The organism is Microbacterium croceum (genome assembly GCF_023091245.1).
GTDB lineage: Bacteria > Actinomycetota > Actinomycetes > Actinomycetales > Microbacteriaceae > Microbacterium > Microbacterium croceum.
The window spans coordinates 1,893,366-1,906,951 of sequence record NZ_JAHWXN010000001.1 but is presented as its reverse complement, the minus strand read 5'-3'; the positions used below and the strand labels follow the sequence as shown (position 1 = coordinate 1,906,951).

General features: G+C 69.6%; 15 protein-coding genes. 7 read left to right on the top strand and 8 right to left on the bottom strand.

Going from position 1 to position 13,586, the window contains the following annotated elements:
- Positions 1–27: 27 nt before the first annotated feature.
- Positions 28–1,437, top strand: a complete 1,410-nt coding sequence (locus tag KZC51_RS09025) for an aminopeptidase P family protein (RefSeq protein ID WP_247629649.1) — start codon at positions 28–30, stop codon at positions 1,435–1,437.
- Positions 1,438–1,467: 30 nt separating this feature from the next.
- Here the strand turns inward: KZC51_RS09025 and KZC51_RS09020 are convergent, their stop codons facing one another.
- From KZC51_RS09020 to KZC51_RS09010, 3 genes are read right to left on the bottom strand one after another with little or no spacing between them, the layout of a single operon-like run.
- Entirely contained in the window at positions 1,468–2,121 is a 654-nt protein-coding gene (locus KZC51_RS09020) for an alpha/beta hydrolase family protein (protein WP_247629648.1), read from the bottom strand.
- Complete coding sequence (locus tag KZC51_RS09015) at positions 2,118–2,726, bottom strand: DUF4870 domain-containing protein (RefSeq protein WP_247629647.1); 609 nt, start codon at positions 2,724–2,726, stop codon at positions 2,118–2,120. Before KZC51_RS09015 ends, KZC51_RS09020 begins: the two co-directional genes overlap by 4 nt.
- A complete protein-coding gene (locus KZC51_RS09010) occupies positions 2,723–3,415 on the bottom strand; it encodes a general stress protein (protein WP_247629646.1) in 693 nt (230 codons plus the stop codon). Before KZC51_RS09010 ends, KZC51_RS09015 begins: the two co-directional genes overlap by 4 nt.
- Positions 3,416–3,502: 87 nt before the next feature.
- Here KZC51_RS09010 and KZC51_RS09005 point away from each other — a divergent pair, with 87 nt between their 5' ends.
- From KZC51_RS09005 to KZC51_RS08995, 3 genes are read left to right on the top strand one after another with little or no spacing between them, the layout of a single operon-like run.
- A complete protein-coding gene (locus KZC51_RS09005) occupies positions 3,503–4,771 on the top strand; it encodes a magnesium transporter MgtE N-terminal domain-containing protein (RefSeq protein WP_141872543.1) in 1,269 nt (422 codons plus the stop codon).
- On the top strand, positions 4,771–5,289 hold the full coding sequence (locus tag KZC51_RS09000; protein ID WP_247629645.1) for a DUF1003 domain-containing protein: 519 nt from the start codon (positions 4,771–4,773) through the stop codon (positions 5,287–5,289). The genes KZC51_RS09005 and KZC51_RS09000 overlap by 1 nt, the downstream gene beginning before the upstream one ends.
- Positions 5,286–6,407, top strand: a complete 1,122-nt coding sequence (locus tag KZC51_RS08995) for an Mrp/NBP35 family ATP-binding protein (RefSeq protein WP_247629644.1) — start codon at positions 5,286–5,288, stop codon at positions 6,405–6,407. The genes KZC51_RS09000 and KZC51_RS08995 overlap by 4 nt, the downstream gene beginning before the upstream one ends.
- 31 nt (positions 6,408–6,438) lie before the next feature.
- On the opposite strand, the gene KZC51_RS08990 is transcribed toward KZC51_RS08995, so the two are convergent.
- Both KZC51_RS08990 and KZC51_RS08985 read right to left on the bottom strand, forming a co-directional pair.
- Positions 6,439–7,056, bottom strand: a complete 618-nt coding sequence (locus KZC51_RS08990) for a type II secretion system protein M (RefSeq protein ID WP_247629643.1) — start codon at positions 7,054–7,056, stop codon at positions 6,439–6,441.
- Entirely contained in the window at positions 7,053–7,427 is a 375-nt protein-coding gene (locus KZC51_RS08985; protein WP_247629642.1) for a twin-arginine translocase TatA/TatE family subunit, read from the bottom strand. The genes KZC51_RS08990 and KZC51_RS08985 overlap by 4 nt, the downstream gene beginning before the upstream one ends.
- 89 nt (positions 7,428–7,516) lie before the next feature.
- On the opposite strand from KZC51_RS08985, the gene KZC51_RS08980 reads away from it, so the two are divergent.
- Complete coding sequence (locus KZC51_RS08980; RefSeq protein WP_247629641.1) at positions 7,517–8,155, top strand: O-methyltransferase; 639 nt, start codon at positions 7,517–7,519, stop codon at positions 8,153–8,155.
- A gap of 85 nt (positions 8,156–8,240) precedes the next feature.
- Here KZC51_RS08980 and KZC51_RS08975 read toward each other — a convergent pair whose 3' ends face one another.
- The 3 genes from KZC51_RS08975 to dapE form a co-directional block, all read right to left on the bottom strand.
- Positions 8,241–8,414, bottom strand: a complete 174-nt coding sequence (locus tag KZC51_RS08975; protein ID WP_141872549.1) for a DUF3117 domain-containing protein — start codon at positions 8,412–8,414, stop codon at positions 8,241–8,243.
- 92 nt (positions 8,415–8,506) lie between these two features.
- Positions 8,507–9,724 (bottom strand): hypothetical protein, encoded by a 1,218-nt coding sequence (locus tag KZC51_RS08970; RefSeq protein WP_247629640.1) that lies wholly within the window; start codon positions 9,722–9,724, stop codon positions 8,507–8,509.
- Positions 9,706–10,779 (bottom strand): succinyl-diaminopimelate desuccinylase, encoded by a 1,074-nt coding sequence (gene dapE / locus KZC51_RS08965; protein ID WP_247629639.1) that lies wholly within the window; start codon positions 10,777–10,779, stop codon positions 9,706–9,708. Before dapE ends, KZC51_RS08970 begins: the two co-directional genes overlap by 19 nt.
- A gap of 95 nt (positions 10,780–10,874) precedes the next feature.
- On the opposite strand from dapE, the gene dapD reads away from it, so the two are divergent.
- Positions 10,875–11,831 (top strand): 2,3,4,5-tetrahydropyridine-2,6-dicarboxylate N-succinyltransferase, encoded by a 957-nt coding sequence (dapD, locus tag KZC51_RS08960; RefSeq protein ID WP_247629638.1) that lies wholly within the window; start codon positions 10,875–10,877, stop codon positions 11,829–11,831.
- 243 nt (positions 11,832–12,074) lie between these two features.
- On the top strand, positions 12,075–13,454 hold the full coding sequence (locus KZC51_RS08955) for a DEAD/DEAH box helicase (protein WP_247629637.1): 1,380 nt from the start codon (positions 12,075–12,077) through the stop codon (positions 13,452–13,454).
- Positions 13,455–13,586 lie beyond the last annotated feature (132 nt).

The following is a 13,586-nucleotide window of genomic DNA, read 5'->3' as shown; positions in this document are numbered from 1 at the left end:
TCGAGCCGCAGGTGACAGACTGGAGGGATGAGCACCGCAGAACGCGACACGATCGCAGAGCCCGCCGTCGAGAACAGCACCACGAACCGCAAGCAGCCCTTCCCCCGCGGCTTCCTGGACACGATCTCCACCGGGTGGGCGGAACGCCCCGAGACCCTTCCCGCGCCGCGCCCCCAGGCCTCGTTCGCCGCTGCTCGCCGCGCCGCTCTCTCCGACGCCTTCCCCGGCAAACGCCTCGTGATCCCCGCCGGCTCGCTCAAGCAGCGCAGCAACGACACCGACTACGTCTTCCGCGCCCATTCCGCGTTCGCCCACCTCACCGGCTGGGGATCGGATGCGGAGCCCGACTCGATCCTGGTCTTCGAACCGGTCGACGGCGCACACGAGGTGACCCTGTACTTCCGCGAACGTGCCGACCGCACGACGACCGAGTTCTATGCGGACGCAACCGTCGGAGAGTTCTGGATCGGCCCGCGCCCGTCCCTGGCGGGGGTCGCCGCCGACCTCGACATCGCCACCGACCATCTCTCCGCCTTCCTGCCCGTCGACGGCGAGCTGATCCTCGACGATGACGAGGAGCTGACCCGCGCCGTCTCCGAGCTGCGTCTGATCAAGGACGACTTCGAGATCGCCGAGATGCGCAAGGCTGTGGAGATCACGGCCGCCGGATTCGACGACATCATCCGCGAGCTCCCCTCCGCCGTCGCGCATGCCCGCGGCGAACGCGTCGTGGAGGGCGTGTTCCACCGTCGCGCGCGCGAAGACGGCAACGGTGAGGGCTACGACACCATCGCCGCCTCCGGACCGCACGCCTGCTACCTGCACTGGACGCGCAACGACGGCACCGTCGTCCCGGGTGATCTGATCCTGGTGGACGCGGGTGCCGAGGCCGACAGCCTGTACACGGCCGACATCACCCGGACGCTCCCGGTCTCCGGTACCTTCACCGAGGTGCAGCGCCGGGTCTACGAGACCGTTCGCGAGGCGGCCGATGCCGCTTTCGCCGCTGCTCAGGTCGGTGTGCGGTTCCGCGATGTGCACGGCGCCGCGATGAAGGTCATCGCCGAGCGCGTCGCCGAGTGGGGTCTGTTGCCCGTGACGGCGGAAGAGGCTCTCGACGCGGACGCCGGCGGCCAGCACCGCCGCTACATGGTCCACGGCACCTCGCACCACCTCGGCATCGACGTGCACGACTGCGCTCAGGCCCGCCGCGAGATGTACTACGACGGCATCCTCGCCCCGGGCATGGTGTTCACGATCGAGCCCGGCCTGTACTTCCAGATCGACGATCTCACGGTGCCGGTCGACCTGCGCGGCATCGGCGTGCGCATCGAGGACGACATCCTGATGACCGCAGACGGCCCCGTGAACCTGTCCGCGGGCATCCCCCGCACGGCCGACGAGGTCGAGGCCTGGATCGCGCGCGTCCAGGGCTGACGCCCGCCCGACCGCTGCGCCCGTTGAGCCTCAGCCGCCGATGAACTCGGCCATCGCCGGGGCCAACGATGCCCCGACCTCGGCGGCGGGTCGCTTGTGTCCCTTCACCTCGAAGGAGTGCCCGCCGCCGTCTGTCCAGACCACTCTCGCGTTCTGACAGGCGTCGACGACCGCCTCGAACTGCTCCAGCGGCTGGATGAACGGATCGTTCGTGCCCTCGAGGAACAGCTGAGGGATCGCGATCGCCGGCAGATGCTCGGCGCGCGGCTTCTCGGGCTTGCCCGGTGCGTGCAGCGGATAGCCGAGGTACGCGAGCCCGTCGACGACGAGTCCTTCGGCGACCGCCATCGACGCCATGCGGCCGCCGTAGGACTTGCCCGTCGCCCAGACGCGCGCCGAGGGGTCCTGTGCGCGCACCCAGCCGACGACGGCGCGCCAGGTGGCGGTGGCGTGGGCGGCCGGCCCCGGCATCCGTCGTCCCTGCTCGACGTAGGGGAAGTTGAATCGCAGGGTCGAGAAGCCCTGTGCGCCGAGCGCATCGGCGAGACCGACCAGGAAGGGATGATCCTTGCCCGCTCCGGCGCCGTGGGCGATGATCACGACGTCACCGCCACGCGCGTCCGTCCAGTCACCCGTCACCGTCACCGCACCGGCGGGCAGCTCGACGGGGATCCGAATCGTCACGCGCGAACGAACGGGATCGCGAACGGCACGCGCATGACCGTGCCCGACGAGGACCGGATCGTGCCGACGATGACGAGGACCAGGTGAAGGAGCGAGATCGCGGCATAGATCGTCAACGGGATGCCGATCGGGTAGAACCCGGTGGCGGGGCTGTCGGCGGTGAGGGCGAACAGGATGACGAAGTGCAGCACGATGAGCGACGTGGAGATCAACAGGTACGTGAGCCCCCAGTTGAGCGCCGCGCGGGCGTTCTCGCGAGCGACGCCGCCGGCGCGGCGAGACGCTCCGCCGCTGACGGCCATCGCGATGCCCGAGGCGATCCCACCCACGAACGGGAACGGCATGACGATCAGGAATCCGAGGACCCACGGCAGCAGACCGCGCGGCGGCGCGGCGGGCGCGACGGCCGGATAGCCGGGGCCGGGAACCGGGAAGCCGGCAGCCGGAGGCGCCGCCTGGTACCCGGGCGTCGGGTACGGGGGTGCCGGATGCACCGCCGGCGGGTACGGAGGGGCTGCTGCGGCGGGCGCCTGCGGAAGAGGCGGGTGCGCGGGCGGAGCGGGCGGGATGGCTCCGGGCTGCTGCGGCTCGGAAGGCGACGTCATCGTGTTTCGCTCGATGCCGCGTCCGGATCGGCCGACGGCGCGTCGTCCGACGACTGCGCGGAGGGCTCGGCGGGTGCATCGACCGGATCCGCCGGGCGGGGCGGGATGACCGGCTCGCCTGCGGTCGCGGAAACGGGCTGGGCCGGAGCGGCACCGACGGGCACGATCCGCTCGCCGTACCGCGGCGGCTCGTCGAGGTTGACCGGAGGGCGCGTCGGTTCCGGCCGTGCCGCACCGATCGCCTGCCGCGCCTTGGCCAGCGACGCGGGCATCACGGTGACCTCGTAGTGGTCGGCGGCGAACTGCGTGATGCTCGCGAAGTCGCGACGTCGACGCACGATCGCGTAGGTGATCAGGCTCAACAGCATGCCGACGGCGACACCGATGAAGACGAAGCCCACGAAGAGCTGGATCGGCACCTCAGGGTTGCCGAGCACCAGGATGGCGGAGAGGAAGAGTCCGATCAGCACGCCGTTGACGGCGCCCGAGCGTGCAGCGGCGGCGTAGCCGAGCTTTCCGGTGACGCGCTCCACGGTGCGCACGCTCTGCCCGACGATCGCGATGTCCCTGGCAGGAACCTCCGCGGCGATCAGCTTCGACACCGTCTTCTGTGCGCTCTCGTAGTCGCGCATCGACGCGACGATCTCGCCGCTGTCGGCGCTGTTCGCTGGTCGGTTCAACATACTCATCCGACCATTCTTCCACGCGCTGCTATGGCGGCGCGGGGAATGCAGGAGGGGAGCTGTCGTCGACCCTCGCGCACTACGCTGGTGAGAGTGAGCACACAACGGGTTTTCGCCGCGCGCCTGGCCGGGTGCGCCGTCTTCGACCCCGTCGGCGACCGGCTCGGCAAAGTCCGTGATGTCGTCATCGTGTACCGAAGTACGGCGGCGCCGCGCGTGATCGGCCTCGTCGTCGAGATCCCCGGCCGACGCCAGGTCTTCCTCTCGATCGGTCGCGTCACCTCGATCCGTTCCGGTCAGGTCATCAGCACCGGTCTGATCAACGTCCGGCGATTCTCGCCTCGTGCCGGTGAGGTGCGCGTGCTGGCGGAGATGCTCGGACGTCGCATGAGCTTCGTGGATGGCAGCGGCACCGCCGTCATCGAAGACGTCGCCATCGAGCCGAACCGGCTGGGCGAGTGGGCGATCAGCCAGCTGTTCCTCCGGCGTCCGAAGACCAGCGCCTCGCCCTTCGCCAAGGGCCCGACGACGTTCGCCGCGTGGAGCGAGGTCACCGAGCAGCACACGCCAGGTGAGTCGCAGTCCGCGGAGCAGCTCGTCGCCTCATACTCCGAGCTGCACGCAGCCGACCTCGCGAACACCCTGCTCGACCTTCCGCAGCAGCGCATGATCGAGGTCGCGGAGGAGCTCTCGGACGACCGGCTGGCCGATGCGCTGGAGGAGATGCCCGAGGACGAGCAGGTGCACATCCTGGATCGGCTCGGCGATGAACGTGCCGCCGACATCTTGGATCAGATGGAGCCGGATGACGCCGCCGACCTCCTCGCACAGCTGCCGCCTGGCCGCCTTGAGCAGCTGCTGGAGCTCATGGAGCCCGAGGAGGCCGAGGACGTCAGGATGCTGCTGCGGTACGGTCCTGACACCGCCGGCGGCCTGATGACCCCTGAGCCGATCATCCTCTCGGCCGATGCCACGGTCGCCGAGGCCCTGGCGCTGATCCGCCGCCACGAGCTGCACCCGGCACTCGCGGCCGCGGTCTTCGTGACCCTGCCGCCGTTCGAGACCCCGACCGGGCGGCTCCTCGGCGTCGTGCACTTCCAGCGGATGCTGCGCTACCCGCCGCACGAGCGCCTCGGCGCGATCGTGGACGACAGCATGGAGCCCGTATCGGTGACGGCGTCGGCGGCCGAGGTCGCGAGGATGCTCGCCAGCTATGACCTCGTCTCGCTCCCCGTGATCGATGCCGCGCACCGGCTGGTCGGCGCGATCAGCATCGATGACGTGCTCGACTACCTGCTTCCCGACGATTGGCGCTCGCACGACAGCGACGACGCCGCCGAACCGTCGAAGGGAGTGCGCTGATGGCCCGGTCCGCTCGCCTCGACGCACCTCTGGGAAGAGGCACCACCCGCACGCGCCCGACCTCGCGCGACCGGTTCGGTCGTTTCACGGAGTGGGTCGCCCGCGCCATGGGCACCCCGGCGTTCCTCGTCATCCTGACGCTGTTCTGCGTGCTGTGGATCGTCTGGAACACCCTCATGCCCGTCCCGCTGCGCTTCGACGACGCCGCGCTCGGCTTCACCGCCCTCACCCTGATGCTCTCGCTGCAGGCGTCCTACGCCGCTCCCCTGATCCTGCTCGCGCAGAACCGCCAGGACGACCGCGACCGCGTGCAGATCGAGCAGGATCGCCAGCGCGCTGAGCGCAATCTCGCCGACACCGAGTACCTCGCGAGAGAGATCGTGGCGCTGCGCATGGCACTCGAGGAACGCAACGCACAGGCGGTGACCCGCGACGTGCTGCGACAGGAGCTCAAGGCACTGCTCGCGGAGCTCGGCGAGCACGATGAGAAGCCGGACGCCGCCGGCGCCACGTCATGACCGCGGCCGAGAACGTCAGATCGGCGGTCGCGGCGGTCACCGACCCGGAGCTGCGCCGCCCCATCGGCGACCTCGACATGGTCCGCGAGGTGACGGTCGATGGCGACAGCGCGCATGTCGGCATCGTCCTCACGATCGTCGGCTGCCCTGCCGCAGCGCGCATCGAGTCCGATGTGCGCGCCGCTGCCGCCTCCGTCGCCGGGATCTCTCACGTCGATGTCGAGGTCGGAGTGATGACCCCGGCCGAGCGCAAGGCGCTCACCGAGAAGCTCCGTGATGGCAGGCCTGCCAGGCAGATGCCGTTCGGACCCGACTCCCTCACGCGCGTCATCCTGGTCTCCAGCGGCAAGGGCGGAGTGGGCAAGTCCACGGTCACCGCGAACCTCGCCGTCGCTCTCGCCGAGCAGGGGCTCGCTGTCGGACTCGTGGATGCCGACGTGCACGGATTCTCCATCCCCGGTCTGCTCGGGATCCCCGCAGGCACCCAGCCGACCCGTATCGACGACCTGATGCTGCCGCCGGTGGCTCACGGGGTGAAGACCATCTCGATCGGCATGTTCCTGCGTGACGGCGAGGCCGTGGTCGCCTGGCGTGGACCGATGCTGCATCGCACCGTCTCGCAATTCCTGACCGACGTCTTCTTCGGAGACCTCGACGTGCTCCTGATCGACATGCCACCAGGCACGGGTGACATCGCGATCTCGATCGGACAGCTCCTTCCGCACGCGGAGGTGCTCGTCGTCACGACACCGCAGACCGCCGCCTCGGAGGTGGCCATCCGCAGCGGCCTCGTCGCCCGGCAGACCGGACAGCGCGTGATCGGCGTCGTCGAGAACATGGGTGCCTTCTCGTTGCCGGACGGCACCGTGGTGGATCTGTTCGGCAACGGAGGCGGGACAGCGGTCGCCGAGGCGCTCTCGGAGGCGGGAGACCCGGTGTCGCTGCTCGCCGCGATCCCGTTGAGCCCGAGCCTCCGGGCAGGGGGAGACGCCGGACATCCCGTCGTGCTGAGCGAACCCGAGGACCCGGCGGCACGGGCGATCCACGACCTCGCGGCGAGCCTCGTGCGCCAGGGCAGAGGCCTCTCCGGACGTCCTCTGCCGATGTCCTTGCGCTGAGGCGTGAGGCGACGTGGCTCGCGATCGCGGGCTAGCGGGAGCCGCTGCTCGCCCGTCGCCTCGAGATCGCCAGACGGATACCGATGACGATCGGAAGCAGAACCGCGAAGAGCGGGCAGAAGACAGCGCCGAACGCGAGCACGGACCCGACCGCGAAGTCACTGCCGCCGTGACGACCGAGACCGACGCTGCCGCCGCCGAAGGAATCCCCCGCGACGAGGAACTCACCGTCATAGGTGTCGAGGGAGTCCGCACAGCTCACCCGATACATCCCGGCCTCGAGAGCGGTGAACTGCACGCTCTGCTCGAACCCCCATTTCGGCGTCATCCACCACAGGGTGTCGCTCCAGACGAGTGCAGGGCCACCGCGCGTGGCCACGTCTTCCCCCTCGGCCGTGTTCACGGTGCAGGCCATGGTGCCGAGGTTCGCCGAGATCCCGCTCCCCCAGATGCCGACCCGCTGCCCGGCATCGAGTTCCACGATGGCAGGCTCTCCCAGCGGATGCGCAGCGGCCCTGTCGACGGAGGTGGCGACAGGGAGCACCCAGAGCAGCCAGATCAGCGCACCGGCGACGACGGACGTGAGCGCTGCCCCGAGGGCGAGCCGGTCGCGATCGTTCAGCCGGCCCCAGCGGGCGGCAGAGGTCACGTGGCTTCGGCGTCGAACGGCGGCTTGTTCGTGGCGCTGAACTCGTGCGGGACGCGCGGCGCTGCGGGCTCTGCGATGACCGTCTTGGTCGCGGCGGCAGCAGCGGCCGGTGCAGAGTCTTCCAGAAGAGCTTCGCGGATGATGCGACGCGGGTCGTACTGACGAGGGTCGAGCTTGCGCCAGTCGACGTCATCGAGCTCCGGACCCATCTCGTCGCGCATCCTGGACTTGGTGTCGCGCACGTACTCGCCCGCTTTGCGAACCCACTTCGCGAAGCCCTCGGCCACGGCAGGAAGCCGGTCGGGGCCCACGATGAGCACCACGATGAGACCGATCAGCAGCAGCTTCTCGAAGGTGAGCCCGAATTCCATCTGTCCAGGCTACCGTCGCGCCTACGCTGCGGGTGTACGCGGAGCGAATATCCTAGGAGCACTCATATGCAGGCAGGGAGAACAAGGGCATGAGCGAGCACGACGCGAACGCACGCTTCATCCGGGAGTCCATCGTGGAACCGGATGCGATCGCCCGCGCGCGTGCCCACGCGGTGGAACTGGGCGCCACACCGATCAGCGCTGCAGTCGGCTCGCAGATCGCCGTGCTCGCAGCCGCCACCAACGCGAGGTCGATCGTCGAGATCGGCACCGGCGCCGGGGTCTCCGGACTCTGGCTGCTGCGCGGTGCCCCGCAGGCCGTGCTCACGACGATCGACAACGAGCCCGAGCACCTGGCCGCCGCACGGCAGGCGTTCTCCGACGCGAAGGTCCCCTCCACCAAGGCGCGCTTCATCACCGGCCGCGCATCCGATGTGCTTCCCCGCATGAACGAGGCGTCGTACGACATCGTGCTGGTCGATGCCGACCCCGAGAACGTCATCGCCTACGTCGCCCATGGACTGCGGCTCGTGCGCGACGGAGGCATCGTGCTGGTCCCGCGTGTGCTCGTGGGCGGGCGCGCTGCCGATCCGGTGCAGCGAGACGAGGTCACGTCGGCCTATCGCTCGCTCGTCCAGGAGACGCAGGAATCCTCGGCGGTGCTGGCCACCGTCTCCCCCGCCGCAGAGGGCCTGCTGCAGCTGGTCAACATCTCCGAGCGGGCCTGACTCCAGCGACCCGATAGACCAAGAAGGCGACGGATCGATGATCCGTCGCCTTCTTCTTCGTCCGTGTGGAAACGGATCTGCTCGTTCAGGCAGGTGCCACGACGCCGGCAAGCACGTCGTGAAGCTCCTTCGCTTCGGCGTCGTTCACAGAGACGACCAGGCGGCCGCCGCCTTCGAGCGGAACGCGCACGATGATGAGTCGCCCTTCTTTCACGGCTTCCATGGGTCCGTCTCCGGTCCTCGGCTTCATCGCTGCCATCGTGGCCCCTTTCCTCGGTGGTATGGAATGAGTTTATCGGGTGGGATCGGGCCTGGACGTCACCTGTGAAGAAATGCACCGATCCTTTACATTCACGGCACCTGCCAGAAGGTGTTGCCGAGGGCGTACACGTGATAGATCCACAGCCACTGCCCCAGCAGCCCGACGACGAGCACGGCGAGCCGCCAGACGCGGGAGCGAGGCACCGCAAGCGCTCCCCCCAACGGGGTGAGTGGGATCAGCAGACGGAAGGTGCTCGACTGCGGAAAGAACACGGCGAGGAGATAGAGCAGATAGCTCGCGCTCCACAGCCGCAGGTCGTCGCCGACGGCCCTGACCTGCGGCGAGCGCAGCAGCGCCAGCCCTGCCGCTGACACGAGCAGGATCAGGGCGACCGGTCCGCCCCACGTCGGCAGCCCCCACTGGGCGAACCAGAACTGCGACGCCTGAATCCATCCCTCGAAAGGCACGAAGCCGTCGACGCCGCCGACGACCCAGTGCCGCCGCCAGGCGAGCTCGGTCGCCAGATACGCGCCGGGATCGCCGGTGACGAACCCGGCGATCCACTGCCAGGAGAAGCCGGCGACGGTCGCGAGCGCCCCCAGCACGAGGATGTGCACGATCTCTCGCGTCGTCAGTGGATCCTCGCGTCGCCGCACCCAGCGCACAATCCCGTGCAGCGCGAGGAACAGGGCGAAGGCGAGGATGCCCGGCCGTGTGAACGCCATCACGGGGATCAGCAGATAGAGCCAGGCATAGCGATGCCGCACCACGGCGTCGAGCGCGAGGAACAGCAGGAGCAGGAACAGCGTCTCGGCGTACCCGACCTGGAACAGCGCCGCCAGCGGGCCTGCAGCGAAGAAGATCACAGCCCAGATCGCAGCAGATGCGCCGATCCGGTCGCGCAGGAGCCGATGCAGGGCCAGGCACGCGAAGTAGCCGGCGACCAGCGAGACCAGGAAGGCGCCCGCTCCCCACGAGCCGAACGGAAGACCCACGACCTTGGCGACGACAGCGAAGACCGGCATGAAGGCCCAGGCGTTCTCGGCGACATCACCGGAATCGGTCAGAGGCAGCTCGCTCGGGTAGCCGTTCTCGGCGATGAGCCAGTACCACTGGGCATCCCATCCGAGCACGAAGTCCGCCACGCCGGCGCCAGCCCCGAAGCGCGAGAGCGAGGTCGACATCGATGCCGCCAGCACGAAGAAGAGCGTGGTGACCACACGCGCCGTCAGATAGATCACGGCGATGCGGAGCGCGACGGGAGTCAGCGCCCACCGACGGGTCAGGGTCAGCGCGACGTGAGCCATGCGCGAAGGCCCCGCTCCACCGCGTCGATCTGCGCGACCGGCACTCGCTCCTCGTCATGGTGGGCGAGGTGCGGGTCACCGGGGCCGTAGTTGACAGCGGGGATGCCGAGCGCCGAGAAGCGCGCCACATCGGTCCACCCGTACTTGGGCCGCGCCTGCGCACCGACCGCCTCGACGAACTGCTGTGCGATCGGCGCATCCAGACCGGGGCGCGCGCCCTCTGCGGCGTCGGTGACCTCGAGGTCGAAGCCGGCGAGCACGCCGCGTAGATGAGCCTCGGCATCGGCCGCAGTCTTGCTCGGAGCGAACCGGTAGTTGATCTCGACCTCGCAGGCATCGGGGATGACGTTTCCCGCGACACCGCCCGTGATGCGCACGGCGCTCAGGCTCTCGCGGTACAGCAGCCCCTCGACGAGTACCTCGCGTGCACGGTACTCGGAGAGCCGGGTGAGGATCGGAGCAGCCCGATGGATCGCGTTCTCCCCGATCCAGGCCCGTGCGGCATGGGCACGCACGCCTGCGGTGCGCACGATCGCGCGCAGCGTGCCGTTGCATCCGCCCTCGACCTCGCCGTTGGAAGGTTCGCCCAGGATCGCGAAATCGGCTTCGAAGAGATCGGGGCGCACGGCGGCGAGCAGTCCGAGGCCGTTCTTGGACGCCTCGACTTCCTCGTTGTCGTACCACATCCAGGTGATGTCGACGGAAGGATCGGTGATCTCGGCTGCGAGCTTCAGCTGAACCGCCGTGCCGGCTTTCATGTCGACGGTGCCGCGCCCCCACAGATAGGCCTCGCCATCGATCTCGACATCGCGGGTGGGGAGGTTGTCGTTGATCGGCACGGTGTCGATGTGCCCCGCGATCGCCACGCGCTGGCTGCGGCCGAGAGCAGTGCGCGCGACGATCGTGTTGCCGTGGCGGATCACCTCGAGGTGCGCCAGCGGGGTGATGGCCGCCTCGATCGCGTCGGCGAGCGTCTGCTCCTCGCCCGAGACACTCGGGATGTCGCAGATCACACGCGTGAGGTCGAGGGAGGACGCAGTCAGATCGAGCACCATGACCCCAGCCTATGACCTACCACCCTTGCGTCCCGTGTGTCCGCAGCGATGTCATCAGGACGGGAGGGGGCCCCTGTTCCCGGTACCGTGGAGTCATGACTGAAACGCGCAGCGTCTGGGGTGTCGGACTCACCACGATCGCCGGTGACGGCACCGTGCTCGACGCGTGGTACTCCGCACTCGGCATGGGGGGCGCCGCTCCCGCCGAGGAGTCCGCAGCGGCCGTCGCCGCGCTGAACGACAGCGCACGCCCCGACGAGCGCCGCAACGTCACCGTCGAGGTCGTCCAGCTCGAGATCGACCTCGATGCTGCTCCGGCCTCCACCGCGGATGCGTATCTGCGGCTGCACGCGCTCTCCCACCTCCTGGTACGCCCGAACGAGCTGAACCTCGACGGCATCTTCGGTCACCTCCCGAACGTCGCCTGGACCAACGCCGGGCCGGTCCACCCTGCTGATGCCGCCCGCCTGCGTCCGACGCTCCAGCGCGCCGGCATCCAGGTGCAGGGGCTCGACAAGTTCCCCCGCCTGACCGACTACCTGCAGCCGGCCGGCGTGCGCATCGCCGATGCCTCGCGCGTGCGCCTGGGCGCCTACCTCTCCCCCGGCACCACCGTGATGCACGAGGGGTTCGTCAACTTCAACGCCGGCACACTCGGAGCGTCGATGGTGGAGGGCCGCATCTCGCAGGGTGTCGTCGTGGGCGACGGCAGCGACATCGGCGGCGGCTCCTCGATCATGGGCACGCTCTCCGGGGGCGGCACGCACCGCGTCTCGATCGGGGCGCGCACTCTCCTGGGCGCGAACGCCGGCATCGGCATCTCTCTCGGAGACGACTGCGTCGTCGAGGCGGGGCTGTATGTCACGGCGGGCACCAAGATCGTCCTGGCGGACGGTCCGACGACCGCGGATGGCGGCAGGAAGACCGTCAAGGGCGCCGAGCTCTCCGGGCAGGACGGACTCCTGTTCCGGCGGAACTCCCTCAGCGGCGCGGTCGAGGCCGTCCGCCGCGCCGGTGTCGGCGTCACCCTGAACGAGGCGCTGCACGCCTGACGGCGCCTTCGGCGCCACACCTGCAAGAGCTCGCCGGGGCGTCACACAGGCTCTCCCCTGCTGTGCGTGATACTGTCGGCGTGACGCTCCTCGCTCTGCGAAGCGTCTGCGTCGTCGACACGCTCCCGCGCCACTAGCCTGGTTCTGGCCATTTCGAACGGCGAAACGATGCGCGATCCCGCGCCGTCGCCCACCTTCCCGCACCCGGCCAACTGTTCGCGCGTGCATTCTCGGAGATACTTCATGACTTCCTTCCTCGATCTCGGCGTGCCCGCCGATCTCGCCGCCGTCCTCGCACAGGACGGCAAGACCGAGGCGTTCGCGATTCAGCGCGACACGCTTCCCGACTCGCTCGCAGGTCGCGACCTCCTCGGTCGCGGTCGCACCGGCAGCGGAAAGACGATCGCCTTCGCGCTTCCCCTCGTCTCGCGCATCGCCGCGTCGACGCGCAAGAGCCGCGCCGGCCACCCCCGCGGTCTCGTGCTCGCTCCGACCCGCGAGCTCGCCACCCAGATCGCCGCGACCATCGCCCCGCTCGCCGAGGCCAAGGGCCTGCGCGTCACCACCGTGTTCGGCGGCGTCAGCCAGCGCCCCCAGGAGCAGGCCATGCGCAGCGGCGTCGACATCGTCGTCGCGTGCCCCGGTCGCCTCGAAGACCTCATGAAGCAGAAGATCGTGCAGCTCGACGCCGTCGAGGTCACCGTTCTCGATGAGGCCGATCACATGGCAGACCTCGGCTTCCTGCCCGGTGTGACCCGCATCCTCACCGCAACCCCGGCCGGCGGCCAGCGTCTGCTGTTCAGCGCCACGCTGGACCGTGGAATCGACACGCTCGCGCGCCGCTTCCTCTCCAACGCCGTCAGCCACGAGGTCGACGAGGAGAGCGTGCCGGTCGGCGAGATGACGCACCGCGTGCTGGTCGTGGAATCGACCGATGACAAGACGACCCTGGTGCGCGACCTCGCGTCCGGCACCGGTCGCCGCATCCTGTTCACCCGCACGAAGCACCAGGCCAAGAAGCTCGCCAAGCAGCTCACCGCCGCGGGCATCCCCGCGGTCGACCTGCACGGCAACCTGTCGCAGAACGCGCGCGAGCGCAACCTGAACGCCTTCTCGTCCGATCCGACCGACGGCGGCGTGCGCGTGCTCGTCGCGACCGATGTCGCCGCCCGCGGCGTGCACGTCGACAACGTCGACCTGGTCGTCCACGTCGACCCGCCCATGGAGCACAAGGCGTACCTGCACCGCTCCGGCCGCACCGCTCGTGCCGGTGCTGCCGGCACGGTTGTCACGGTCGTGCTCCCTGAGCAGCGTCGCGATGTGAAGGACCTCCTGCGCAAGGCGGCCATCACGGCTCCGCTGGAGAGCGCCACGGCAGCCGCGGTGACGGGTCTGGTGCCCGAGCGCGCCCCGCACGTGCGTCCTGCTCCGGTGCAGCCGCAGCAGCCGCAGCGCCAGGCGAAGCAGCGCCCCGCCGGTGGCGAGCGCGCAGGCGCCTCCACTCCCCCCGCACGCCGTCGTCGCCCCCGCTCTGGCGGACAGGGTGGCGGCCAGGGGCAGGCCGGGTTCTCCGCGCGCCAGGGCGGCCAGCGCCAGGGTGGCCGGAGCACTCAGGGGCGCTGACCCGCATTCCTCGACACGGCCTGTCCTCCTTCGGGAGGGCAGGCCGTTCTCGTGCCCCGGCTTCGCAGGCCGCGCCGACGCGAAGAACCCCCGCCTGTCACCCTTGCGGGCAGTCGACGGGGGTTCTCTCGG

Bases quoted from the DNA above. Each gene is read 5' to 3' on its own strand.
- KZC51_RS09025 (WP_247629649.1), top strand. From the start codon at position 28: ATGAGCACCGCAGAACGCGACACGATCGCAGAGCCCGCCGTCGAGAAC.
- KZC51_RS09015 (WP_247629647.1), bottom strand. From the start codon at position 2,726: ATGACGTCGCCTTCCGAGCCGCAGCAGCCCGGAGCCATCCCGCCCGCT.
- KZC51_RS09010 (WP_247629646.1), bottom strand. From the start codon at position 3,415: ATGAGTATGTTGAACCGACCAGCGAACAGCGCCGACAGCGGCGAGATC.
- KZC51_RS09000 (WP_247629645.1), top strand. From the start codon at position 4,771: ATGGCCCGGTCCGCTCGCCTCGACGCACCTCTGGGAAGAGGCACCACC.
- KZC51_RS08995 (WP_247629644.1), top strand. From the start codon at position 5,286: ATGACCGCGGCCGAGAACGTCAGATCGGCGGTCGCGGCGGTCACCGAC.
- KZC51_RS08985 (WP_247629642.1), bottom strand. From the start codon at position 7,427: ATGGAATTCGGGCTCACCTTCGAGAAGCTGCTGCTGATCGGTCTCATC.
- KZC51_RS08980 (WP_247629641.1), top strand. From the start codon at position 7,517: ATGAGCGAGCACGACGCGAACGCACGCTTCATCCGGGAGTCCATCGTG.
- KZC51_RS08975 (WP_141872549.1), bottom strand. From the start codon at position 8,414: ATGGCAGCGATGAAGCCGAGGACCGGAGACGGACCCATGGAAGCCGTG.
- KZC51_RS08970 (WP_247629640.1), bottom strand. From the start codon at position 9,724: ATGGCTCACGTCGCGCTGACCCTGACCCGTCGGTGGGCGCTGACTCCC.
- dapE (WP_247629639.1), bottom strand. From the start codon at position 10,779: ATGGTGCTCGATCTGACTGCGTCCTCCCTCGACCTCACGCGTGTGATC.
- dapD (WP_247629638.1), top strand. From the start codon at position 10,875: ATGACTGAAACGCGCAGCGTCTGGGGTGTCGGACTCACCACGATCGCC.
- KZC51_RS08955 (WP_247629637.1), top strand. From the start codon at position 12,075: ATGACTTCCTTCCTCGATCTCGGCGTGCCCGCCGATCTCGCCGCCGTC.